Annotated in this window: 7 protein-coding genes; 1 reads left to right on the top strand and 6 read right to left on the bottom strand. The window is 67.0% G+C overall.

Annotated elements, in window-relative coordinates; genetic code table 11:
* Nucleotides 1-11: 11 nt before the first annotated feature.
* The 4 genes from RAC97_RS03995 to RAC97_RS03980 form a co-directional block, all read right to left on the bottom strand.
* On the bottom strand, nucleotides 12-9,131 hold the full coding sequence (locus RAC97_RS03995) for an amino acid adenylation domain-containing protein (protein WP_375097982.1): 9,120 nt from the start codon (nucleotides 9,129-9,131) through the stop codon (nucleotides 12-14).
* Complete coding sequence (locus RAC97_RS03990; RefSeq protein ID WP_375097981.1) at nucleotides 9,131-13,234, bottom strand: amino acid adenylation domain-containing protein; 4,104 nt, start codon at nucleotides 13,232-13,234, stop codon at nucleotides 9,131-9,133. Before RAC97_RS03990 ends, RAC97_RS03995 begins: the two co-directional genes overlap by 1 nt.
* Complete coding sequence (locus RAC97_RS03985; protein WP_375097980.1) at nucleotides 13,231-22,203, bottom strand: amino acid adenylation domain-containing protein; 8,973 nt, start codon at nucleotides 22,201-22,203, stop codon at nucleotides 13,231-13,233. The genes RAC97_RS03990 and RAC97_RS03985 overlap by 4 nt, the downstream gene beginning before the upstream one ends.
* 550 nt (nucleotides 22,204-22,753) lie before the next feature.
* Nucleotides 22,754-23,065, bottom strand: a complete 312-nt coding sequence (locus RAC97_RS03980; RefSeq protein WP_375097979.1) for a putative quinol monooxygenase — start codon at nucleotides 23,063-23,065, stop codon at nucleotides 22,754-22,756.
* A gap of 159 nt (nucleotides 23,066-23,224) precedes the next feature.
* Between RAC97_RS03980 and RAC97_RS03975 the strand changes: the two genes are divergently transcribed.
* Nucleotides 23,225-23,992: a hypothetical protein gene (locus tag RAC97_RS03975; RefSeq protein WP_375097978.1), complete on the top strand. Its 768-nt coding sequence runs from the start codon at nucleotides 23,225-23,227 to the stop codon at nucleotides 23,990-23,992.
* A 12-nt stretch (nucleotides 23,993-24,004) separates the two neighbouring features.
* Here the strand turns inward: RAC97_RS03975 and RAC97_RS03970 are convergent, their stop codons facing one another.
* Both RAC97_RS03970 and RAC97_RS03965 read right to left on the bottom strand, forming a co-directional pair.
* Complete coding sequence (locus RAC97_RS03970) at nucleotides 24,005-25,399, bottom strand: heavy metal sensor histidine kinase (RefSeq protein ID WP_375097977.1); 1,395 nt, start codon at nucleotides 25,397-25,399, stop codon at nucleotides 24,005-24,007.
* Nucleotides 25,396-26,070: a heavy metal response regulator transcription factor gene (locus tag RAC97_RS03965; RefSeq protein WP_375097976.1), complete on the bottom strand. Its 675-nt coding sequence runs from the start codon at nucleotides 26,068-26,070 to the stop codon at nucleotides 25,396-25,398. The genes RAC97_RS03970 and RAC97_RS03965 overlap by 4 nt, the downstream gene beginning before the upstream one ends.
* Between the last annotated feature and the right edge of the window lie 24 nt (nucleotides 26,071-26,094).

The following is a 26,094-nucleotide window of genomic DNA, read 5'->3' as shown; positions in this document are numbered from 1 at the left end:
GGTTTCCTACCTTATTGTTGTGCCGGGGCTTGACCCAGCCCTGCCAGCAGTTGTCCATCGTGGGCCTTGTCCCCCTGCACCAGGTCGACGTTGACCGTTTCGGCGATCTGCCGCGCCCATCGACCGCTGACGATGCCGTAGTGGTCGGTGTCCAGAGGCGTCCAGCCATACAGGCCTGGCAACAACGCTTGCCAGGCTTGGTGCAGGTCCTGGGCTTGCCAGCCGATGCCAATGCCATACGGGTTGGGTTGGGTCGCGACGAACAGGCGTACTGCCACATCCGCCAGCGGTTCTGGGGAATACCCGAGCATACTGGCCAGGTTGTTGCGACAGCACGCCACCAGGCGTTCCAGGTAACCCGCGCCTTCAGCCTCGCCCAGCGCCGCGCCACGGCGCGAAGCGAACTCGCGCTCGAACACCTGCTGGATCTGGCGCTCGTCGATCCGCGCCAGGTGGGCTCCGGCATTCGGTGCGGGCGGATCGATCAGGTACAACCGTGGCAGCGCCATGCCCGTCTGCGCACCCAGGGCACACATCGCCTGGGCGACCCAGGCTCCGAACGACCAGCCCGCCAGCCCCCACCTCGCGCCTTCTGGCAGCTCGGCGTGTATCGCCTCCAGGTACAGGGATGCGCGGGTTTGCAGGGCGATGTTGGCCAACGCCGGTTCGCGCAGTACCGGGTCGGCGATCACCCGCACCCCCAAGCTGGGGTGTAGGGCAGCGGCCAGTTCGCGGTAGGCCTGCACATCCCCGCCTACCGGGTGGACCAGATACAACCAGTGCTGGCCGTCGCCGGCCTGCCAAGGGTCGATGCGCAAGGCCTCGCGCCAGGGGTCCGTTTCGGCATTTGCCTGGCTTGGCGTGCTCGCTGTGGTCACCAGCGCCAGGACCTCGCGCAGGCTGACGTTGGGGCCGAACTGCGACAGTTGCACGGTTGCCCCGGTGGCGCTGTGCAGTTCGTCGATCAGGTCGAGCAAGGTCAGGGAGTCTGCGCCCAGGTCGTACAGCGAAGCATCGTCTTCAAGGGTGTCCAGCCCCAGCCATTGGCACAGGTTCTCACGCAAGCGGCTGGGCAAGTCCTCGCCCGCGCTGGGCGCGGCCACTTCAGCCTGGGGCGTATGGCGAACCGGGTAGAACTGCCGGACGTGCTCAAGGCCGGTGGTAGACACCAGCAGCTGAGGCAATTGCGCCGCCAAGGCGCGGTCGAACACTTCGCAGCCTTCCTCGGCCGAAAGCCCCACCGCCAGGTGACGTTGGTGCGCAGCGTCGTTGTTATTGGCCCGTGTGGCCATGCCGAGGTCGCGCCAGATGTCCCAGTTGATGCCCAGGCGCACACAACCGTTACCATCGCTGCCTCGGTAATGGCAGAAGCCATCGAGCACGGCGCTGGCAGCAGCGTAGTCCATGTGCCCCGCACCGCCGAACAGCGCCGACATGGACGAGCAATACAGCACCCAGCCCGGTGCCATGCGCTCGATCAGTGCTTCGACGGCAAGCATGCCGCGTGTCTTGGCAGCCATGGCGGCGGCCATCTGGGCGCCATCGCGCTGGCGTATCAGGCTGCCAGCACCCACGCCTGCGGCATGGATCACTCCATCGAAGCGGCCGTGGCGCGCAGCCAGGTCCTCAAGCACCTGCGGCCAACGCGCCAGGTCGGCGATATCGGCCTTTAGCACTTCGACACGTTCATGGTCCAGCTCCAGCCCCTCGGGCCATTTACCCGACCGTGACACCAGCACTGCGCGTCGCCCTGGCGCACGCAGCAAGTGCTGGCAGAGGGTGCGGCCAATCCCTCCGCTGCCCCCGAGGATCAGGAAGCTACCTTCCTGTGGCAACCACGGAGTGGGTTCGGCAGGCAGCGGGCTGGGCACCAGGCGCGGTTGCCAGAGGTAACCGTCGCGCAGCGCCAAGCGCCGGGGCAAGGCCTGCGGCTCGCACAGCAGGCTGGCGATCACGGCGGCCTGGTCGAACAGAGAGGCGCTGGCGCAATCCAGCCAGTGACAGCGTATCGGGTATTCCTGTGGCGCCACTTCGGCTACCCCGGCCAAGGCCGCCAGCTCAGGGCGTGCGACCGCCCCCTGGACGGGGCACGCCTGCCAGGACAGCAGCCATAGACGCAGGGTCGCGCTGCGCGCTACTTGACCCCAGGCCTGCAACAGCGCGCTGGAGGTGTCCAGGCAGGCCCACTGGGCGCGGGCCAGGCTCTGCTCATCGACTGCGCCCTGCACCGATAAGGGCAGAGTGTGCAGCCAGTCCAGCTCACCCGGCCCACCCAAGGCCTCGAACAAACGCGCCAAGGCCTCGGCATTCAGTGGGTCGAGTTCGAAACGGTCCGGCGCGAGCTCATGCAGGCCGCTACCAACCGCACGCACATGCACCACACGCTGGTGACTGCGTCCAAGGCTGCGGAGCAAAGCCGTGTCAGCGGCATCGACGCCGCACACCACAAGGGTGTGTCGACGCCCAGGCGTATGGGCCATGGCAAGACGACGCACACGTTGCCACTGCCGCTGGTAGAACCACTGCTCCAGCGGCCGACGCGCAGGCGCCACCTCGGGCATGCCACGGCCCTGAAAGCGATAGGCCTGCAGGTCGAAGGACGACGCGGGCAGCTGCCACGGCGGCGGTGCCGAGGGCCCCGGCCACTCGATGTGCACCCCCGCATACCAGGCCTCGAGCAAGGCCTGGGGTAAATGCTCCACGGCCTTCACGCGGTCCTGCGAGGGTGGCACTTCGCGAATCGCCGACAACGGGAGCGCCGCGCCGGCCTGGTAGGCCACGGCGAAGCGCCAGCGCGCCTGCTTGCGCCCGGCCTGCAAATGGCGCAGCAACGCGTCAGCCTGTTCGGGGAAGGCCTGCAACCAGGCGCCGACCGCCTCTACATCACGCTCTAACGCTGCACGGCTATGGGCCGAAAGCATCAATAGCGGCAGCACATCGTCGTGCTCTGCCGGCCCGACCTGCGCGGCCCCGACGATCACATGGGCGTTGGTGCCACCGATGCCGAAACTGCTGACCCCCGCCAACCGCCGACGTCCCTCGGGCCAGGGCTGGGCCTGGGTGGGAATGTAGAACGGCGAGCGGGCCAGGTCGATCTGTGGGTTGGCCTTGGAGAACCCCAGGTTCGGCGGGATCACCCCATGGAATACCGCCAGGGTGGCGCGGATCAGCCCAACCACGCCCGCCGCCGCCCCCAGATGACCGACCTGGCTTTTCACCGACGCCAGCGCACAGCCTTGTGCCGGTGCGTCGCCGAACGCCTGAGTCAATGCTGCCACCTCGATCGGGTCGCCAAGCAAGGTGCCGGTGCCATGGGCCTCGACGTAGCCGATATCCGCCCCCTTCACCCCCGCCTTGCGCAGGGCCTGGCCAATCACTGCGCCCTGCCCGGCCACGGACGGCGCGGTGTAGCTCATCTTGGCGTTGCCATCGTTGTTCAGTGCCGAACCTTCGACCAAGCCATAGATGCGGTCGCCATCGGCACGGGCGCGAGCCAGCGGCTTGAGCACCACCACGCCATAGCCGCTGGCACCCAAGGTGCCGCTGGCATCCTCGCTGAACGGTCGGCACAGCCCATCGCGGGAGAAGATGTGCTGCGAACGGTGGCGGTAGCCGTCGGTCAGGGTCGGGTCGATCAGTACCCCTGCGGCCAACATCACGTCGCTGTCGCCTTGGCGCAGCAGGTTGCAGGCCAGGTGTACGCCGATCAGCGAGCTGCCGCAGGCTGCCTGAACGCTCAGGGCTGGGCCGGTGAGGTCGAGATGATAGGCGGCTTTGGTGGCGAGGAAGTCCTTGTCGTGATGCAACGCCAGCTGGAAGCCATCCGGTAGATCGCCCTCGGCGCTCTCGCGCAGCATCTGCTGGAAGTAGGTGGTTTCGCCGCAACTGGCCACCAGGCCGATACGCGGGCCATCCACCGAAGGGACGATGGCCGCGTGTTGCAGGGCCTGCACGCAGGCCATGAGCAGATGGCGCTGTTGCGGGTCCATCAGGCGTGCCTCCTGGCGGCTGATACCGAAGTATTCGGGGTCGAAGTCGTACAGCCCCTGCAATTGGCTGCGCGCCCCAACCAGGCCGGCCTCTGCCTCGAAGTGCTCGATACCGAGGGCGTTGCCCTGCACCATCGCCCAGAACTCGCCCAGGTTGCGCGCCCCGGCCACGTTCACCGCCATGCCGATTATCGCCAGCGGTTGCTCGCCCTCCGCTGCCGGGCGCTCGCGGCTGGCGGGCAGTGGCCGGGCGCGTTCCAGGTGCGCGGCCAGGCGCTGCACCGTCACATGCTCGAACAGCTCGGCCATGCTCAGGCTATAGGGCAAGGCCTGGGTGAACCGGGCATGCAGGCGCATCAGGCCCAGGCTGGTGGCGCCAGCTTCGAAGAAGGTCTGGCGCAAGCCGATATCGTGCCCGATCACGTCGCGGAACAGCGCGCACAGCTGCGCTTGCAGCGGGCTCAGTTGTTCGGCCGGCGTGGCCAGGCGACGCCGCTCCAATGCCTGGCCTTGGCCGTCCAAGGCCTTGCGATCGATCTTGCCGCTGGGGGTGCGCGGCCAGGCATCGATACGCCGGTATTGGTCGATGCGCACGTGTGCCGGAAGCAGCCGCGCGACCTGACGCTCGAGCACCTCGAGGGTAGGTGGCGTGCCGCTCAGTTGCAGGTAGGCGGTTAGCTGTGGCGGCTCGGCCTGCACTGTGACCACGGCGCTGGCCACCTCGTCCAGGGCCATCAACGCCGCTTCTATCTGGCCAAGCTCCAGGCGTTGGCCGCTCAGCTTGACCTGTTGGTCGTCGCGCCCCACATAGTGCAGGCTGCCCTGGGCATCGGCCCAGGCCAGGTCGCCCGTGCGGTAATAGAGGCAGCGGGTGCCATCGGCCTGGGGCAATTCGACGAAGCGCTCGGCATTGAGCCGGGCATCGCCCAGGTAACAGCGCGCAACCATCACCCCGGCTACCAGCAAATAGCCCCGGGTGCCACTGGGCACCGGGCGGTCCTGGGCATCCACCAGCAGCAGCCGGGCGTTGTCCACCGCCTGGCCGATCGGGGCACGCAAGGGCCAGTCGCGTACCTTCGCAGGCAATGGGTAGGCGCTGACCACATGGGTCTCGGTGGGGCCGTAGTGGTTGAACAGCCGTGCCTGCGGCAGCGCCTCGAACCAATTGCGCAGCGCGTCGGTGCACAGCAGCTGCTCGCCGGCCGTTATCACCTCGCGCAAGGTGGCAGGATAGATGCCCTGGGCCACGGCGACCTGGGCCAAGTGTTGCAACGCTACGTACGGCAGGAACAATCGCTCGATGCGCGCGCGCACCAGGTAGCCCAGTAACGCCTGGGCATCCTGGCGCCAGCGCGGGTCGATCAGGTGATAGCAACCGCCGCCGCACAAGGTGCCGAACAGCTCCTGGAACGACACATCGAACGACAGCATGGAGAACTGCAAGGTCACCGAACGGGCCGGCAGGCCGCCCGCGTTGCGCTGCCAGTGCAGCAGGTTGCACAGGGTGATGTCGGCCACTTGCACGCCTTTCGGGGTGCCGGTGGAGCCGGAGGTGAACAGGGTATAAAGCGGGCGTTCGCCGCTATGCCGGGGGCGCTGGAAACTCATCGGCGTCGCGTCCAGTGCCACGCGGTGGCGGGGGCAATCGCTACCCAGCGCGTCGAGGGCGGCCTCGGTGGCGCTGCCGTAGAGCACGCAACGCGGCGTGGCCTGGGCCAGGACCTGGCGCTGTACCGCCGGCGGGTAGTTCGGGTCCAGCGGGACGGCGGTGACGTTGAGCTTGGCCAAGGCCAGCAAGGCGACCACGTGTTCGAGCGAGGCTTCGAGCAGCAACACCACCTGGAGTGGCTGGCAAACTGGCGCCGTGAGCGCTAGCTGATTGGACAGAAGTGCGGCCAGGGTGTCCGCCAGTGCATCCAGTTCGGCATAGCTGACGCGCTGCTGGCCCGCCACCAGTGCCGTGGCCTCGGGCGTGGCGTGGGCCTGGTGCTCGAACCAGTCGGCGACCGTGGTGAAGGGCACGGCACGGGCAGCGCCTTCGCTGGTGACGGGAAGACGCTGCCGGTAGGGGCTGACAAAGGCATCCAGGGTGCTATCGGGGTGTGCCAGCAGCAGGTCCAGGCCCTGGCGCATAACGTTGTCCAGCGCTGCTACCTGTTGTTCGTCGAAATGGCTGCACTGGTATTCCCACCAGCAGTGCAGCGGCCCATCCCCGCCGATCACCAGCAACGTCAGCGGGCACTTGGCCTGGGGCGTTTCGTGCACCTCAAGGGTCGCCCGCAGGGGCGACTCGGCGAGCCTGGCGTAGTCGGTGTTCTCCAGCACGAACAGGTAGTCGAACAGTTGCCGGGAAGACGACAGGCGCAAGTCCTCGACCAGATCGGCCAGGGCCACGTCTTGCAGGGCCAGGATCTGACGCACCCGGTCGGTCTGTTGCTGCAACTGCTCGCGCAAGCTCAACGAGCCTTGCACCTGGGTGGGGATCAGCACGGTGTTGGCGAACATCCCCAGGCTGCCTTCGAACTCGGCCAGGGGCCGGTTGGCCACCGGGCTGGCGATACGCGGGCGTTCGCAGCCGACCAGCGCATGCAGGCTCCAGGTGAACACGCTGAACAATACATCGAAGCGGGTCAGACGCTGCTCGCTGCAAAAACGCTCCAGCGCCGCGCTGCGCGAAGCCCCCAGGGGCTGGCGATACAGGCGTGCCTGGGTACTGGCCGGGCGCACCGCCAGCAGCGCGGGCGAGGGCTCGCCATGCTGCGCGTGCAAGGCGGCAAGTGCGCGGCGCTGCTCGCGATAGTGCGGGGTCACACTCCACTGTCGTTGCCACTGGGCGAACGCCAGGGTATCGAGCGCCGGGGCCATCGGCGGGCTGTCACGCCCTTGCAAGGCATCCTGGTAAAGACGGCCCAAGTCCTCGAACAGCAGGTTCAGCGACCAGCCGTCGGTGACGATATGGTGCAGGTTCAGCAGCAAACGGCAGCTGCCATCGGCGAATGGCACCACCCAGGCCCTCAGCAACGAGGGGCTGGCGAGGTCGAAGGGGGTGTCGAACACCAAGGTGGCGAAGGCGCGCCAGGTGTCTTCCTCCAAGCTGCCGGGGGCCAGGATGCGGCACAGGGCGGCCTGCTGGCTGACCAACTGCTCCGGGCCATCGGCACCGGGCACGAATGCGGTGCGCAGCGCGACATGGCGCTCGACCAGGCGCGTTACCGCTTCGGCCAGGGCCTCGGGGTTGGCGCCTGGCTCCAGGTGCAACACCAAGGGCACGTTGTACGCCGTAGCGCTCGGTGCGCGCAATTGCTCCAGCCACAGGCGCCGCTGCTCGCTGCTGGCCGGTACACGACGGGCACCAACCTGTACGGGCGCTGGCGGGTAGCCCACGGCCCCGCCCTGCCCGCTTTGCAGGCGTTGGGCCAGGACAGCGAAGGTTTCGCCCAGCAGCGCGCAGATGGGCATTTCCTGTTGCCAGTGGCTACGGATAGCCGAGCGCAGGCGCAGCGCCTTGAGCGAATCGCCGCCGCTGCCGAGCCAGTCATCCTGGGCGTCGAGCGCAGGTTGGGCAAGCAGCGCCCGGGCTTGCTCCAGCAGCCAGACCAGGGCGGGCGACTGGCTGCCCTGCTCGGCGTCTGCCGCTGGCCGCCAGGGTGCACTGGCCTCAGACAGCAGTTGCTGCTGGTCGACCTTGCCATTGGCGGTCAGGGGCAGGCGCGGCAGCAAGAACAGCGCGTGCGGGCGCATCCAAGGAGCCAGGTGGGCGCGCAGGTAGGCATCGAACGCGCGGTACTCGATAGCTTCGCGCAACACCAGGAAAGCCAATAGCTGATGGTCTTCGGCAGCCTGCCGGCGGCCACATACATAGGCTTGGGCAACCTGGGGATGCTCCAGCAGGCGCTGTTCGATCTCGCCGGGTTCAATCCGGAAACCTCGCACCTTTACCTGCCGGTCGACACGTCCCAGGCACTCCAGCACCCCTTGCTCGTTGACCCGAGCCAAATCGCCCGTGCGGTAGTGCAGCTGCGCGTTTGCCAGGCGCACGAAGCTTCGTGCGGTTTCCTCGGGCCGGTTGCGGTAGCCACGGGCCACGCCGCTGCCGCTGAGGTACAGCTCACCGATCTCCCCCACCGCCACTGGCCTTTGCTGGGCGTCGAGCACTTGCATGCCGGTATCTGGCAAGGGCAGGCCGATGGGTATGCTGTCGCCGACAAAGTCCCGGGCGATGGGGTGGCTCAGGGCGAATGTGGTGCATTCGGTAGGGCCATAGGCGTTGTACAGCTGGCAGCGGCTATGCGGGTTGGCCTGGTACCAGGCGCGTATCGCCTGGGCGCTGAGCTGCTCGCCGCCGATCAGTACCTGGCGCAGGCTGGCGAAACACGCTGGGTGCTCGGCACTCAAGGTATTGAACAGCGACACCGTGATGAACAGGCTGTCGACCCTCTGCACCTCCAGTACTTGAGCCAGGCGCCGGGCTTCGAACAGGTCGTGGTCGGCGACGATCACGCAGCAACCGCCATTGAGCAAGGGCGCCCACAGTTCGAAGCTGCACGCATCGAAGGCGGTATTGGAGATACAGGCGAAGCGCTGCCCCGGCTGGATGTCGATATAGCTGCCGGGTTGGGCCAGGCGCAGCAAGCCACGCTCACCGACCTCCACGCCCTTGGGCACGCCGGTAGTGCCTGAGGTATAGAACAGACACATCACGTCGGCGAAGGCTTCGGGCAAAGGCTGGGTGGGGGTGTCAGGGTTTTCCAGCAACGCCTCGACCCGGGCCTGCCAGGGCCCAGGCAAGCCCAAGGGTGTATCGTCCACGGTCAAGACACCCACGCACCCGGCGTCGGCGAGCATGAGGGCGCGGCGTTCGGCCGGGCTGGTGCTGTCCAGTGGCACCACCACGGCGCCGGCCTTCACGGCACCCAGCAGCCCCACCAGCCACTGCCAACTGCGTGGCAGGCACAGCGCCAAGGCTTGGCCCGGCTGTACGCCAAGGGCTTGCAGCCCACGGGCGACGCGTTCGCTGGCGCTGGCCAGTTGCGCATAGCTCAAGCGTACCTGCTGGTCGATCACCGCCAGGGCATCGGGGTCGCGCCGTACCTGGGCGGCAAACCTGGCGAGCACGGTGTTGGCTTCAGTGTGTGAACTCATCATTTGCCCTCCTGGCGGTCGAAGCGTTGCAGCTCACGCATGAGGGTTCGGGAAACCCGGTGTACTTCGGCGCTTTCGAGCATGTCCCAATGCCCGCCGTGTACCAGCGTGGCCTGGTAGCTCCCGGCACGACGGCGCCAGAAGGCGCGCAGGCCGCGCAACGCTGGGCGCTGGAAACCTTCCTTGGCCTGCACCAGCACCACCCGCCTGGCCTGCGGCGGGCATGGGTAGGCGGCCATGGCCAGGCGGTTGTGGTTGTACAGGTTGAAGTAACGCTCGACCTGGGCGTCTTCGATGCCGGGGTACATGCCGTTGAAACGCACCAGCTTGTCGCGGAACTCAGCCATGTCGACGGTGCCGATCTGCTCGCGGAAGGCCGGGTCGTCCGAGCCCTGGGTGTCGAGCAGCACCACGCTGACCTGGCGGTTGCCCAGGCGCCGGGCCATTTCGTAGGCCACCAGGCCGCCGAACGATAGACCGGTCAGCACCAACGGCTTGTCCAGCAGCGGCGCGATCTGGCGCAGATAGGCTTCGGCCATGGCTTCGACAGTAGGCTCCGTCGCCTCCCCCGGGTTGAGCCCCGGCGACTGCAAGCCATGTACGCCTACTGCCTCGGGCAGCACTTTGGCCAGCGACAGGTAGCAGAACGCGGTGCCGCCGGCCGGGTGGATGCACACCACGTTGCGCTGGCCATCGCCTGGGCGAAATTCGATCAAGTTGCCATTGGCCGCCTGGGACTTGGCCCCGGCGCGCAGCCAGCCGCCCAGGGCCTCGATGGTCGGGTGGCCCAGCACCACCCGCGCAGGCACTTCGACCTCGAAAGCCTGGCTGATCTGGTAGGCCATCTTGATCGCCGCGATGGAGGTGCCGCCGACGGCGAAGAAGTTGTCGCGAATGCCGATCTGTGGGGCCAGCAGCAGGCTTTTCCAGATCTGGTAAAGGGTCAGCTCGGTATGGTCGCGCGGGCTGCTCAGGTTGACCTGGCGCTGGGCCAGGTCCTGGTCGGCGCGCTTGGCCAGTGCGTCGCGGTCGACCTTGCCGTTGGCAGTCAGCGGCATCGCGTCCAGCCACAGATACGCGCTGGGCAGCACGGCGCTGGGCAGGGTCTGAGCCAGGTGCTCGCGCACCGCTTGCTCGTCGACCGTTGCGGCCGCGGCACAGCAGGCCACCAGGCGCTGGTGCTGGGCATCGTCGCCCAGCATCAGTACCACGCTGGCACGAACGCCGGGGAAGGCTTGCAGCCGGGCTTCGATTTCGCCGAGCTCCAGGCGCACGCCACGCAGCTTGACCTGAAAGTCGTTGCGCCCAAGAAACTCCAACTGCCCGTCGGCGCGGTAGCGCGCCAGGTCGCCGCTGCGGTACAGGCGGTCGCCGGCCACGAATGGGCTGTCGATGAAGCGTTCGGCGCTCAGCTCGGGCAACCCCAGGTAGCCGCGTGCCACGCCCACGCCACCGATGTGCAGATGGCCGGCGACGCCTGGCGGTACCGGGGCATCCCAGTCGTCGAGCACGTGGAAACGGTTGTTGGCGATGGGACGGCCGATCGGCAATTGCAGCGCGGGGACCTCATCGCCCGGTGCCAAGGTCCACACGCTATTGATCACCGTGGTTTCGGTGGGGCCGTAGACGTTGTGCAGCTTGGCGTGCGGCAGGCGCGCCCGGAATAGCCGGGCCAGCGCCGGGGGCAGCTCGCCGCCGCCACAGAACACGTCGGCCAGGCTGTGGCACTGGCCGACTTCTTCTACCTCCAGGAACAGTTGCAGCATCGCTGGCACGAAAACCATTGCCGTGACTTGCTGCTCGCGCACCACTCGGGCCAGGTAGCCTGGCTCGAAATGCCCGCCGGGCCTGGCGATGACCAGCGTACCGCCGGTGGCCAGCGGCCAGAAGGTTTCCCAGGCCGAGGCGTCGAAGCCGAACGGGATCTTGTGCAGCATCGCCCCCGCCTCGCCACAGACTTCCAGGCACCACAGCAGCAGGTTGGCCAGGCCACGGTGCGCGACCATCACGCCCTTGGGCAGCCCGGTGGTGCCGGAGGTGTAGATGACATAGGCCAGGTGGTCGGGGGTTACGCCAATTTCATTGGCGGGCAATTCGGCGGCGCTGAGCTCGGCCCAGCGCGCCGCGTCGGCTTCCAGGTCGAGCACCGGGCCTTGCCAGCCACATGCCTGGATGGCCTGGTGCAGGGTCGCCTGGGCCTTGCCCAGGGTCAGCGCGACCCCCGGGGCGCTGTCGCCGAGCATGTGGCCGAGACGGCCGACCGGGTAATCCGGGTCCAGCGGCACGTAGGCGCCGCCGGCCTTGAGCACGGCCAGCAGTGCCACCGGCAAGGCCAGCGAGCGCTCCACGCACACCGCTACCAGTACCTGCGGGCCGACGCCCAGGCTACGCAGGTAGCGGGCCAGGCGGTTGGCCTGGGCATCGAGCTCGGCATAGCCCAGCGCCTGGCCTTCGAACGCCACGGCGCGGGCGTGCGGGCTGCGCGCAACCTGCGCCTGCACCAGGTGATGTACGCAGCCTGCCGGGGTCGGCAACGGTGCGGCGTGGTTCCAGGCGTACAGCACCTGTTCGCGTTCGCGGGTATCGAGCAGCGACAACGCGTGCAGCGGTTGCTTGGCGTCGGCCGCCACCTGGGCCAGCAGGTGGCGGTAGTGGCGGCTGATGCGCTCGATGGTCGAGTGCTCGAACAGGTCGGTGCTGTACTCAACCAGCAGGTGCAGCCCGCCATCACGCTCCACCCATTCGAACGCCAGGTCGAACTTGGCGGTGGCGCTGCTGGTGCCATAGGGCGAGAGCTCCAGGTGCGGCATGCGTACCTCGGCCCCGGGGGTGTTCTGCAGCACCATCATCACTTGGAACAGCGGCGAATGGCCGGTGTCCCTGGGCGGGTTGACGGCCTCCACCACCCGGTCGAACGGCACGTCGTGGTGGGCGTGGACTTCCAGCATGCGGGCGCGCACCTCGCGCAGCAGCTCGGCGAAGGTTTGCGCCGGGTCCAGTTGCTGGCGCACCACCAGGGTATTGACGAAGTGCCCGATCAGCGGCTCGAGTTCCTCGCGGCCTCGGTTGGCGAACGGCGTACCCACGCACAGGTCGCGCTGGCCGCTGTAGCGCCACAGCAAGACGTCGAGGGCGGCGAGCAACACGTTGAACAACGTGCCTTGGGTGTTTCGGGCAAGGGCCTGGAGTTCGGCCAGGGTGTCGCCGTCTACTGTCGCACTGTAGGTCGCACCGACGAAGCGCTGTACCGGCGGACGTGGGCGGTCGCTGGGCAGGCTCAGCAAGACGGGGGCATCGGCCAAGGCATGCCGCCAGTAGTCGAGCTGACCCTCCAGGGCCCCACCGCCCAGGCGCTGGCGTTGCCAGCAGGCGTAGTCGGCGTATTGCACCGGCAGCGGTGCCAGGCGCGAGGGTCGGGCATGCAGCAAGTCGTCATACAGGCTGGCCACCTCGTGCAGAATAACCCCCATCGACCAGCCGTCGGCGACGATGTGGTGCACGCTGTACAACCACACATGCTCGTCGGCTGCCAGGCGCACCACCGAGGCGCGCAGCAAGGGACCCCGGGCCAGGTCGAACGGCGCTCGGGCATCGGCGTGCACGGCCTTGGCCAGGCCAGCCTGGCGCTCGGCTTCGGGCAGTGTGCTCAGGTCCAGCAGTGTCAGGCGCAGGGGCATGGCCGGGTGCACGACCTGGCGCGGTTCGCCATCGCGGCTTTCAAAGGTGGTGCGCAGCATGGCGTGGCGCTGCACCAGCGCATTCAGCGCCTGCTCCAGCACCTGCACGTGCAGTTGGCCCTTGAGGTTCACCGCCGTGGGCACGTTGTAGAACGGGTTGCCAGGGTCGAGCTGGTCGAGGAACCACAGCTGCTGCTGCGAGAACGACAGCGGGCAGCTTGCCTGCTCAGGTCCACGCTGCGGGATCGGCGCGTTGTCGGCACGTTGGCCGAGCAAGGCGATCAGCGCCTGCTTGTGGGTTTTCAGCGCCTCTAGCTTGGCTTCGTCGAGCCAGCCCTTGGGTGCCTTGCAGCGCAGCTTGTCGCCATCCACTTCGAGCGCCACGCCATGGCGGTCGAACAACGCCAGCAGTTCAGGGGCGTTCATACTTCGATCTCCTCCATGTCATCGTCCATGCCGGTAAAGGCCTCTACGGGTGCGTGCGGCAGCTCATGGGCCGCGCGCAGGCCACCGACCATCGAATACACCAGCCGGTGGCTGCTCCCGAGGGCGAACAGCCGTGCCAGTTGCCCTGCTTCCAGCGCGCCGACGCCGCACAGGCCCAGCGCCAGGTCGGCGGCGGCCATGGTCAGCAGTTGCGCCATGGCGCCCGCCTCGATCTGGCAGAAGCCCAGGCTCTGCTCGCCGTACAGCGGGCGGATCGCTGCCAGGTCGGCGATGAAGAACAGTGCGAAGGCGGCGTGCTCGTACACCGGGCGGTTGACGAAATAGTCGTAGCTGTCCGGGTCGAGTGCCTCGCTGGCGGTGGCTACCAGCCGGTGCTGCACGGGGTCGTGGTAGTAGGCTCCGCCTGGCACACCCTGCACCCTGGCGGGCTTGACGTAGAGGTAGGTCTGCATCGGGTAGGCACCGCCTGCCGAGGGGAACAGGTACTTGCCCTGGCCATCTAGCTGGCCCTGGGCAAGTACCGCCAGCAGCTCGGCGAACGCCTGCGCCTCGATCGGCTGTTCCAGGTACTGGCGTACCGAGCGGTAGTCGCGGTAGCGCCGGGCGAAGGCCGGGGTGCTGGGCAGCGCCAGGGCCACCTGGGGGGCGTCGCCTGCGAAGGTGCGCCGGCCATGTTGCTCGGCCTTGAAGCGCTCGCGTTGCGCACTGTCTTCCAGAACCTCCTCGCTGACGGGTGCAGGATCGACGGCCTGGGGGCGCTGGCGGTACATGTCCAGCAGGTTGAGCAAGGTCGGCTGGCCCAGCAACTGCGCCACGTGGGGGCGCAGTTGCAGCTCCCTGGCCAGCGCATTGCTGATGCGCACGATGTCGATGGACGTCGCGCCGAGGCTCAGCAGGTTGGCGTCTGCAGCAATGGCGGGCAGGCCCAGTACCTCCTGGACGATCGCCACCAAGCGTTGCTCCTCGGGCCCTTCGAGCTCCAGCGTCGGCCCACTGGACACGGCCTGTTCGGGTTCGGGCAAGCGGCTCTTGTCGACCTTGCCATTGCCCGACAGCGGCCAGCTGTCGAGGAAGGTGAACGACGACGGCAGCATGTACGCCGGCAGCTTGTCGGCCAGGTAGCGCGCCAGGTCCGCGCCCTGCAACTGCTCGTCCGCCTTGAGTACATAGGCCGCCAGGCGCTTGTGCTCCTGGGCCTGGCCAAGGATGCGCGCCACGGCACTGTGCACACCGGGGTGACGATTGAGCACCGCTTCGATCTCGCCCAGTTCGATGCGGTAGCCCTGCACCTTGACCTGGTTGTCGTCGCGGCCGAGGAACTCGATGTTGCCGTCGGGCAGCAGACGCCCAACGTCACCGGTACGGTAAAGGCGTTCGCCGGTCATCGGGTGGTCGAAGAAGCTGCGCGCGCTCAATGCCTCGTCGCGCCAGTAGCCCTTGGCCAAGCCGATGCCGCCAATGTAGAGGTGGCCGGTGGCCCAGGTCGGGCGTACCTGCAAGGCCTCGTCGAGCACATGGAAACGCTGGTGGTCGAGGGCCTTGCCGTAGGGAATGCTGCGCCAAGCCGGGTCGACTTGGGTGATGGGGTAGCCGATCGACCAGATCGAAGCCTCGGTGGCGCCGCCCAGGCTCATCAGTTGCAGGTTGGGGTTCAGCGCCCAGGCGCGGGTCGGCAGGTTCAGGGGAATCCAGTCGCCGGACAGCATCGCCAGGCGCAGGCTGCCTGGCAGCGCCCTGCCCTCGCCCTCCAGGTATTCCACCCACATGCCCAGTAGCGCAGGCACCGAGTTCCACAGGCTGACGCGGTGGCGCTCGATCAGCTCGGACCAGTGGGCCGGGTCCAGGCTCTGTTGCGGCTCGAGCATCACCACCGCCGCGCCCGCCGCCAGGGTGCCGAAGAAGTCGTATACCGACAGGTCGAAGCTCAGCGAAGAAATCGCCAGCACCCGGTCGCGGGGGCCGACGGCGAAGCGCCGGTTGATGTCGAGCAAGGTGTTGACCGCGCCCTGGTGGTCGATCACCACGCCCTTGGGCGTGCCGGTAGAACCGGAGGTGTAGATCACGTAGGCCAGGTCGCTGGGCTGCAATTGCACCTCGCGCAAGGGTTCGGGGCCAGGCGCGAAGTGCTCGGTGACCGCCAGCGCGGTGACCTGTGCTGGCCAAGCCAGGCGCTCCAGCAGGCCTGGCTGGGTCAGCGCCAGGGTGGTCTCGGCCCGGTCGAGGATATGCCGCAGCCGCGCGGCGGGCAGGCTGGGGTCGATCGGCAGGTAGGCGCCACCGGCATAGAGGATGGCCAGGGTCGCCACCACCTGCTCCCAACCGCGCTCCATCACCACTGCCACCAACCGGTTGGGCTGCACGCCCTGGGCTTGCAGGTGCGCGGCCAAGTGGCGGGCCTCCTGGCGTAACTGGCCATAGCTCAGTTCACGGCTGCCGAGCACTGCGCAGGCCCCGGGGGTGGCCAGGGCCTGGCGTTCGAACAAGGCGTGCATCAACGGCAGCTCGCGGGGCGCGGGCGGCGCCTTTGGCAAGCGCGCCAGAGGCAGCAACTGCGGGGTGTTGGCGGCCCAGGCATCGGGCGCCAGGAGGCTATCGAGCACGCTGTTGTAGGCAGCGAACATGCGCTCGATCATGCCCTCGGGGAACAGCGCGTCGATACTGTCCCAGTTGAACAGCAAGCGGCCTTCGAGCTCCAGCAGGGTGTGGTCCAGCCACACGTGCGGAGTCTGGGTGATGCTGTGCTCGAGGGTGGCGCCCAGGGCGTCGGCAAGGTTGAACTCGGCCAGTTCAGGAGCAGCTTCCGAGAGCGTACTGTTGAACACGATCGGCATCGCGCTCTGTTGTACGCCGCGGGCCTGGGACAGTTCGCGCAATACACGCACGCCGCTGACCACCGAGTGGTCGATGTCCTGCCACAGGCGGGCCTGCACGGCACGGGCCTTGTCGACGAAGCTGGCGTTACCGTCGATGGCCACCTCCAGCAGCACCAGGGAGGTGAAGTCGCCGATGATGCCATCGACCTGTGGGTGCAGCGGCATGCGGTTGAACAGCGGCAGGCTCAGGGTGAAGCGTGGCAGGCGGCTCCACAGCGCGAGCACTTCGCTGAATGCGGTCAGCAGCATGACCGAAGGCGTGACGCCGAATTGCCGGGCCATGGCCTTGAGCTGGCTCCACTGGCTGGCCGGCATGTCGCGATCACGCCGGGTGAAATGCGGGTCGGCGATGCTTTCCGGTTGGCACACCCTGGGCAGGTCCGGTGCCGGCGCCAGGCTTTGCACCCGCTCGCGCCAGTAATCCAGGGCCCGCGCGTAGCGTGCACCGTCACGCAGGTGGCGCTCGGCGAGCACGTAGTCGCGGAAGGTCACGCCAAGGTCGGCCAGTTCCAGCGTTGGATCCTTGTAGAACGCCATCAGCTCGCGAGCGAGGATCTGCGTGCTGGCGGCATCCACCACCAGGGCATCGAGGCTGATATGCAGGTGGCTGATGTCATCGTCGAGCAATGACACCTTGAAGTCGAACAACGGCCACTGGCTGGCATCCAGCACCTGGTGCGACTGGCGTTCACGAGTGGCAACCAGGGTGCGTTGGGCGTCCTCGGCAGCCAGGCCGCGCAGGTTGCTGCGAGCGATCTGGTAGCGGGGTACCTGGGCCAGCACCCGTTGGGTGCCGTCATCGAGGAACACCACCCGCAGCATGTCGTGACGCTGGATCATGCGGTTCAGCGCGGCTTCCAGGCGCGCCACGTCCAGGCCAGGCACGCGCAGTTCCTCGTAGCCATGGGCACTGACCCCGCCCAGGCTGACGCTGGCTTCGCGGCCGAACCAGTAGGCTTGCTGGATATCGGTCAGGGGGAACGGCGCATGACGTGCGGCCGGGTCGCTCTCAAGGACGGATTCGGCCTCAAGCGGCTCGCCTGCCGTGGCCTGTAGATGGGCAGCCAGGTCTATCAGTACCGGCGACTGGAACAGGCCGCTCAACGACAACTGGGTGCCCAGGCGCTGGTTGATTGCATAGACCATGCGCGTGGCCAGCAGCGAATGCCCGCCCAGGTCGAAGAAGTTGTCGTGGATACCCACTCGCTCGCACTTGAGCAGCTCGGCCCAGACTTCGGCCAGCAGCCTCTCGATTGTATTGCGCGGCGCCTCGTAGCGCGCTGCAGCGCCGCGCTGTGGCGCAGGCAGCGCCTGGCGGTCGAGCTTGCCGTTACGGGTCAGCGGCAGTTGCCCAAGGCTCACCCAGGCGCTGGGCAGCATGTGCTCGGGCAGTTGTCGTTGCAGCGCCATGCGCAGTGCTTCGGGGCTGGCATCCCCGACCACATAGGCCACCAGCCCGTCATCGCGCAGCAGCACGGCGGCGTCCTGCACGCCCGGTTGCTGGCGCAGCAGGCTGTCGATCTCACCCAGTTCAACGCGCAAACCACGCAGCTTCACCTGCTGGTCGGCGCGTCCCAGGTAGTGCACATTGCCGTCGGGCTGCCAACGCGCCAGGTCGCCACTGCGGTACATGCGTGCGCCTGCCTCGGCACTGAACGGGTCGGGCAGGAAACGCTCGGCGCTCAGCGATGCGCGGTTGAGGTAGCCCCGGGCCAGGCAGGCGCCGGCGATGTACAACTCGCCGGTGACGCCCACCGGCACCGGATTGAGGTCACCGTCGAGTACATACAGGCGTGCGTTGGCAATCGGCTTGCCGATCGGAGGGAACTCCGGCCACTGCTGCGCCTCGCTGCACGCCAGGCGGTACTGGCTGACCACATGGCTCTCGGTTGGGCCGTACTGGTTGTACAGGTGTTCGCCGCCAAGGCCGCGGACGAAGCTGCGCAGCGCGTCGTTGACCTGCAAGGCCTCGCCTGCGGTGATGACCTGGCAACCGCCTGGGGGCATCGGCGCATCGGCTTCGCACAGGGCAGTGAGCTGCTGCAACACGGCAAACGGCAGGAACACGCGCTGCACGCCCTGGGCCACCAGGGTCGGACGCAACCAGGCAAGCTCCCTGCGTTCGGCTTCGCTGAGCAGCAGCAGGCTGCCGCCCTGGCACAGGGTGCTGCAGATTTCCTGGAACGACACATCGAAGTTCAGCGAGGCGAACTGCAATACCCGTTGTGGCTCAGGCGTTTGCTCAAGCTGCCAGGCAATCAGGTTGTCCAGCGCGCGGCGGCTGTGGGCGACACCCTTGGGGCGGCCGGTGGAGCCGGAGGTGTAAAGCACGTAGCCGAGGTTCTGCGGGCTCGCGGCGATTCGCGGGGCGTACTCCGGGTAGTCGGCCCAACGCTCGGCGTGGCTGTCCAGGCAGCACAGCGTCAGGTTGCCGGCAGCTTGGGGCAAGCCGTGGCGCAGCGAGGTCTGGGTCAGCAGCAGTGCAGGCGCCGCGTCTTCGAGCATGAAGGCCAGGCGCTCGGCTGGGTAGGCAGGGTCGAACGGTACATAGGCCGCGCCGGCCTTCAGGGTCGCCAGCAGGCCGACGACCATATGCGCCGAACGCTCCAGGCACAGCCCCACGCGTTGCTCGGGGCCTACACCGAGCTCGATCAGGTAATGGGCCAGGCGGTTGGCCTGGCGATCCAGCTCGGCGTAGCCGAGGGTTCGCCCCTCGGCGATCAGGGCAACGGCATCCGGCGTGCGCTGAACGACGGCTTGCAGGCGCGCCATGCAGTCGGGCAGCCCATCGACAGCCCGAGCCGTAGCGTTCCAGTCGTGGAGCACCTGTCGACGTGCGTCGACGTCCATCAACTCGAACATCGCAAACGATTGCGAAGGGTTGCCGACCATGCCCTGCAAGGCGCGGCGCAGGTACTCGCCAATGCGCGCCACGGTGCCGGGTTCGAACAGCCCCGACGCGTATTCCAAGCCGCCGACGATCTGCCCGTCGCGCTCGCTCAGGGCGAGTTGCAGGTCGAACTTGGCCACGTGCTGGCTGGCCGCCAGCGGGCTCGCATGCAAGCCCGGCAAGGCCAAGGTCGCGCCCTGATCCTGTTCCCATGCAAACAGCACCTGGAACAGCGGGCTGTGAGCCAGGCTACGCGGAGGGTTGAGCAGTTCCACCACCTGCTCGAACGGCAGGTCCTGGTGGGCCTGAGCCTGCAATGCCACCTCGCGGGCCTGGTGCAACCATTGCTTCAGCGACGGCGTGCCCTGGCGGGTCATGCGCAGTGCCAGGGTGTTGACGAAGAAACCCAGCAAACCGTCCAGGGCCGGGTCCGGGCGGTTCGCCGAGGGTACGCCGATGACCACATCGTCCTGGTTGGACAGGCGCATCAATACCTGCGACCAGGCGGCCAGCAAGGCCATGAACAGTGTGCAGCCCTGGGCGGCACACAGCGTCTTGAGCCGGGCGGTGAGCGCAGGGTCCAGCGTCAGCGGCACGAACCCCCCACGAAAATCCTGTACGGGCGGACGCTTGTGGTCGGTGGGCAACGTCAGCAGCACCGGGGCGCCTTCCAGGGCCTGGGACCAATAGCGGCGTTGGCTGTCGAGCAGGCCGCCGGCCAGCCACTGCCGGTGCCAGGCGGCATAGTCGACGTACTGAACCGGTAAGCTCGGTAGCAGCGCCTCACGGCCTTGTACGGCGGCGCTGTAGAGCGCTTCAAGGTCACGGGTGAGCACACCTACCGACCAACCGTCGGAGATGATGTGGTGCTGGGTCAGCAGGAGTACGTGCTCATCCGCCGCCAGGCGCACCAGGCAGGCGCGAATCAGCGGGCCGTGGGCCAGGTCGAACGGTTGCGCGCCCTGCACTTCGACCAGCGCCTGCAGTTGCGCCTGGGCGTCGGGCTGGCCGTGCAGGTCCACCTGGGTCAAGGCCATGCCCTGACCTGGCTCGGCGATGCGCGCCCGGCCCTCGCCCTCGATGCTGACGAACGTGGTGCGCAGGGCTTCGTGGCGCGCTACCAGGCGGTCGAGGCTCGAGGCCAGGGCCGTCACGTCCAGGGCACCGCGCAGGCGCAGGTTCAGCGGCATGTGGTAGGCCGCATTGCCGCCCTCCAGTTGTGCCAGGAACCATAGCCGCTGCTGGGCCGACGATAACGTGTGCGTGGCCGTCCGTTCGATGATGCCGATCGCCGTGCGCACTTGGCCCTGGCTGGCCTGCAAGCGTTGGGCGAAGGCTTCGAGGGTGGGATGTTCGAACAAGGCTGCCGGCGCTACATCGCCCATCGCGGCCTGGCGTACCTGGGCCAGCACGCGCATCACCAACAACGAATGGCCGCCTAGGGCGAAGAAGTGATCGAAGCGGCCGATGCGCGCTACGCCCAGTACCTCGGCCCAGATCGCTGCCAGCGCGATTTCCGTTGGCCCTTGCGGCGCCACGAAAGCGTGTTGCTCGATATCTTGCGCTTGCGGCGCGGGCAGCTGGTTACGGTCGAACTTGCCATTGGCGGTCAGCGGCAAGGCCGGTAGCTGCACGAACGCGCTCGGCAGCATGTAGTCCGGCAGGTGGGTACGCAGTTGTTCGCGCAGATCGGCAGCCTTCAGCTCAGCGCCTGGCTGTTGCGCGTAGTAGGCCACCAGGCGCGCTTCGCCTGGGGTGTCCTCGCGCAGTTGCACCAGGCTTTCGCGCACACCGGCGACCTCGGCCAGGCGCGCCTCGATTTCACCCAGCTCCAGGCGCAGGCCGCGCAGCTTGGCCTGCTGGTCGTTGCGACCCAGGAACTGCAATTGTCCGTCGGTGCGCAGCCGCGCCCGGTCGCCGGTGCGGTACAGCCGCTCACCGGTTTCGAAGGGGCTGTCGAGGAAGCGTTCGGCGGTCAGTTGCGGCAGGTTCAGGTAGCCACGCGCGACGCCGACGCCGCCCAGGTACAGCTCGCCCTCCTCGCCCGGCGCGACCGCTTGGCCCTGGGCGTTGAGCAGGTAGGCGCGGCAATTGGCCAAGGGTTGGCCGATCGGCAGCACGCTATCTTCCACGCCTTGGCTCGGCACTTCGAAGCAAATGCTGTCGATGCTCGCCTCGGTCACCCCGTAGGCCTGCACGATCTGCACCTGCTCGCCGCACAGGCTGCGCAACTGGCGGGCGCTGTGGGCGGTCCAGACGTCGGAGCCGCACACCACGGTACGCAGGAACGAAAGGTCGTGGCCGTTGGCCTGGACCCAGGCCATCAGCGGGTTGAGCACGGCCGGCACGAAATCGCCGAAGCCTACCTGGGCGTCGCGCATCAGGCGGTACAGCGCAGGCGGGTCCATCAGCGTGTCGCGTGGGCACAGCAGCAGCGTGCCGCCGAAGCCCAGCGCGCGGATCAGGTCGGCGCTGAACACATCGAACGAGAAACCGGCCATTTGCAGGTGGATGAGCGGCGCTTGCAGCGGGTACAACTGCGCCCAGGCGGCACTCAGCGCCAGCAGGCCACGGTGTTCGACCATTACGCCCTTGGGGGTGCCGGTAGAGCCGGAGGTATAGATCACGTAGGCCAGGTGACGGGAAGTAAGCCCATGGCGGTCCGGGTCGTGGCTGGGTTGCATCGCCCAGGCGCCGGGCGCGTCCAGCTCGAGCACAGGGGGAGCTTCGCTCATGCCGCTGAGCGCCGTGTCCAATGCTGGCAAAGCCGCTGCGTTGGCCAGCAACACTGCCGGGACGCTGTCGCCGAGCATGTGCGCCAGGCGCGCCGTGGGGTAGTTCGGGTCCAGGGGCACGTAGGCACCACCGGCCTTGAGCACGGCGAGCACACCGACCAGCATGTCCAGCGAACGCGTCAGGCACAGGCCAACCCGTATGTCAGGCCCGACACCCAGGCTGCGCAGGTAATGGGCCAGGCGGTTGGCCTGGGTATTGAGGTCGCCGTAGCTCAGTTGCTGCTGGCCAAAACGTGCCGCAATGGCATGCGGCGCCAGGCGTACCTGGGCCTCGAACAGCTCATGCACGCACTGGGTGGCGTCAAAGGGTGTGGCATGGTGCCAGTTTTTAGCTAAAGCATCGGGCTGCGCGCAAGCCGTGCCGCGCGAAGAGCGGGTGTGGTCGAACATCAGGGCTACCGTCCGTGTCTGCTTATTCTTGTATACGCAGGGCGTCGGCTGCCCTGCCTGTCAGGCCCGGCGCAAGCCGGGCCGGTATGGTTCAGGAAGGCGGCGAGGAGGAAGGCGCGGCAAGGGAGCGCGCGCGGGGAGTCGTGGTGACGACGGGTACATGGCCCGTGACTTCAGCGATTTCAAACTGCGTGACCAATTGAAACCTCACCATCCTTATGGGGGGCGCAAGCGGACCACGAGCATTGAGCCTGGGTGGTCCCTTCGGCTGTGACACCGCTGACCTGTGGGTCAACGGCGATCCATTGGCGCCGGGTTCTTGGCCCAGCGCGGTCGGATGATAAGCATGAAGATCGAGGCCGACGCAACAAAAAGTAACGAGTTTTGTAGGAAATGCCCGACAGACAAGTCTATACAGGTAAAAGATTAATAAATTTATTAAAAACTATTTGTATCTATATGAAATAAATAGCTTTTTATAAATGGATCTCGATTGAAACGATGCTTTTAGCCCCTCGAGTAATGGCCATTTAGAGGCATTTCCCTGCGACTATGACACAGGCTCGAGGAAGATCAGACGCAGTGGTTCAGCCAGCAATGCCCCACTGATAGCAACGAAAGCCCGAAAGTGCGCAGTGGTGCAATGCGCGTCGAGCGCCGCCTGGTCGACGAACGCCTCGCGCATGTAAAACGTCCCCGGCTCATCCCGCCCTTCGAACAGTACGTAATCGAGGTTGCCGGGTTCGGCGCGGGTGGGCTCGATCAAAGCCAGCAAGGCTTTCTTGAGATCCTGCTCACGGCCCAGGCGGGCCTTGAGCACGGCGATGGATACCAGCGGGGTTGGCTTGGCAGGGTCTGACATGGCGACGGCTCCAATGAATTTGCCGTAGTTTTGCCGCGTGTTGCCGGGCCAAACAGCGGTGCGGCGCGATAACAGATTCGCCACGCGCTTGAAAATGTCGCCCTTTGCGCGAGAATGCTCGGCCGTTCATCGTTCCAAAGCCCGGAGCTTGCGCCCTCCATGACGCTCTTGTACCTGAAACTGCTCGTCACCCCGCTGTTGATGTGGGCCGTGTCCCTGGCATCGCGGCGTTGGGGCGGGCTGTTGGGGGGCTTGCTTTCAGGCCTGCCGATCACCTCGGCGCTGGTGATGCTGTTTCTTTGCCTGGAACAAGGCCCGGCGTTCGCCCTGAGTGCGGTACCGGGCGCACTGGGCGGGCTGGCCGCGGTGCAGGCCACCTACGCCTGTTATTTGCTGGTGTCGCGCAAGCTCGGGGTGGGTGCGAGCGTGCTGCTGTCGTTGCTGTTCTACGCAGCGGTGGCCTATGCCTTCACCCACGGGGGCAACCTGGTGGTGTCGATCGCCGCTGCGCTGTCCATCGTGGCGCTGTTGGTGCGCGTGACGGCGCGCGAACAAAGTGCAGGTACACCGGCCAGGTTGCGCCATCGCATCTGGGAGATCCCGCTGCGCATGGTCGCCGCTACTACCCTGCTGATGGTCATCACCGGTTGCGCCAGCTGGCTGGGCCCGGCGGCCAGCGGCATGCTCGCGCCGATCCCGGTGATCGCCTGGCCGCTGGTGGTGTTTTCGCACCTGCAAGGTGGGCGCCCGAGCATGGCCGCGATGATCCGCGGCAACGCCATCGGCGCAGTCGGCGTGATCGCCTTCTACTTGGCGCTTGCCCATCTGCTGGCGCCGTTGGGTGTCGCGGCTACCTTCATCCTGGCCGTGGCCCTGGCGGTGTTGCTGACCGTGGCCCTGGCGCGGGCGTTGCGCCGTCGCGATTGAGACCAGGCGGACTTATACCGGCTGCCCGGGAAACCACAGCCCGAAGCAGGTCTGACCCTGCTCGCTGGTTGCCCAGCAGCGGCCCTGGTGCAGTTGCATGATCGAACGCACGATCGACAAGCCGAGCCCGCTGGAACGTTCCGAACCCTGGCGCGCTGCGTCCACTCGGTAGAAGCGCTCGAACACCCGCTGCAGGTCGTCTTGCGCGATCTGCGGGCCGTGGTTGACGACCTCGATATTCACGCCTCCCGCCTGCCGCTGTGCCCTCACCGTTACCGTGCTGCCCGTCTGGGCAAAGCGCACGGCATTGGCCAGCACGTTGGCCAGCGCTCGGCGCAACAGTGCGGCATCCGCCCATAGCGCCCCCTCGCCTGCCCAGACCAGGTGCACGCCACGCTCGCCAGCCAAGCCCTCAAAGTACTCGCAAAGCCGCGCCAGCTCCTGCGCCACATCCAGCCCGGTGCGCTGGATCGCAGTGTCCGCATGCTCGGCGCGGGCGAGAAACAACATGTTGTCGATCATCCGCGACAGCCGTTGCAGTTCCTCGAAGTTCGAGCCCAGCAGGTGTTGGTAGTAGGCCATCTCCCGCGGCTGCCCCAGGCCGACTTCGGTCTGCCCGAGCAAATTGTTGATGGGCGTTCGCAGGTCGTGTGCCATGTCGGCGCTCACTTGCTTGAGCTGCTCGAAGCCGCGTTCCAGGCGCTCGAGCATGGCGTTGAACTGCTCGATCAACGCCCCTAGTTCAGCTGGCGCCAGGTCTGCGTGCAGGCGGGTAGACAAGGTCCCGACCCCGATCGAGGCGGTCTGCCGGGCCAGGCGCCGTAGCGGCGACATCCCGCGCCTGGCCAGCACATAGGCCAGGGCAGCGGCCAGCACCGCCATCAACGAAGCGAACAGCACGATGTTGTCGCGGTACGCGGCGAGAATGCGCGTGCGTTCGCTGAGCAGCCGGCCCGAGAGGATCTCCAGAGGCGGCTGGCCCGCACGACCCTCGCTGATGACCGCCGTATAGATGAACGAGGTGCCGTCGGCCATGAAGCTGCGCCGTACATCCTTCAACGCCAGGGGTTGCCCATCGGGCAACGGCGCGACCCTGGGAATCTTGCGTTTGCCGGGGTTCACCTCCAGCAGCGCCGGCCCACCGACATAGCGAATGACCAGCAGTGACTCGGTGTTGCCCAGCATGTTGCCGAACAACTGCGGCTTTTCGGCGATCAGCTGGCGGGCATCCAGGTCGCGCAGCAAAGTGCGGATCTGCTCCACCCGCGCAAGCAACGCACCGTCGTCGCGCAGGGCCAGCTGGCGCGCCAAGGCCACGTACAAAGCGCTACCGAGCACGGCCAGGGCCACGAAGGAAAACGTTGCCAGCAGCAGCGCCAGGCGCGCGGTCAACGACAGGCGCCTCATGCCTCCAGCTCGCAGCGGTAGCCCACGCCATGCACGGTGTGGATCAAGCGCACCGGGAACGGGTCGTCGATCTTCTGGCGTAACCTGCGCACGGCCACGTCGACCACATTGGTATCGCTGTCGAAGTTCATGTCCCACACCCGTGATGCCAGGAAGGTGCGCGACAACACTTGCTCGGGGTGTTGCAGGAAGCACACCAACAGCCTGAATTCCTGGTTGGTCAACGCAATGCGCACACCGTCGCGCTCACAGCGATGCTTGTCGACATCCACCCGCAAGTCACCCAGGCACAACGACTGCGTGTCGGGCTGAAGCTGTTCGCGGCGCAGGATGATGCGGATGCGTGCGAGCAGCTCGGCGAACGAAAACGGCTTGACCAGGTATTCGTCCGCCCCTAGCCCCAGACCGCGCAGACGGTCCTCCAGTGTCCCGCGGGCGCTGAGGAACAACACCGGGGTGCGGCTGTGGCTGCGCAGGCGCTGCATCACCGCCCAACCGTCCATTTCCGGCAGCATCACATCCAGCAAGACCAGGTCGTAGGCGGTTTCGCGAGCCATGTACAGGCCGTCCACGCCGTTACCTGCGCAGTCGACGCTGTAGCCCGCCTCGGTCAGGCCATTGGCCAGGTAGGCGGCGGTCTTGGCTTCGTCTTCGATGATGAGGATCTTCACAGCGCCCCCCGCCTCTCGTGATTC

This window comes from Pseudomonas sp. LS_2, from assembly GCF_042709235.1.
Classification (GTDB): domain Bacteria; phylum Pseudomonadota; class Gammaproteobacteria; order Pseudomonadales; family Pseudomonadaceae; genus Aquipseudomonas.
This window is presented reverse-complemented; position numbering and strand designations above follow the sequence as displayed.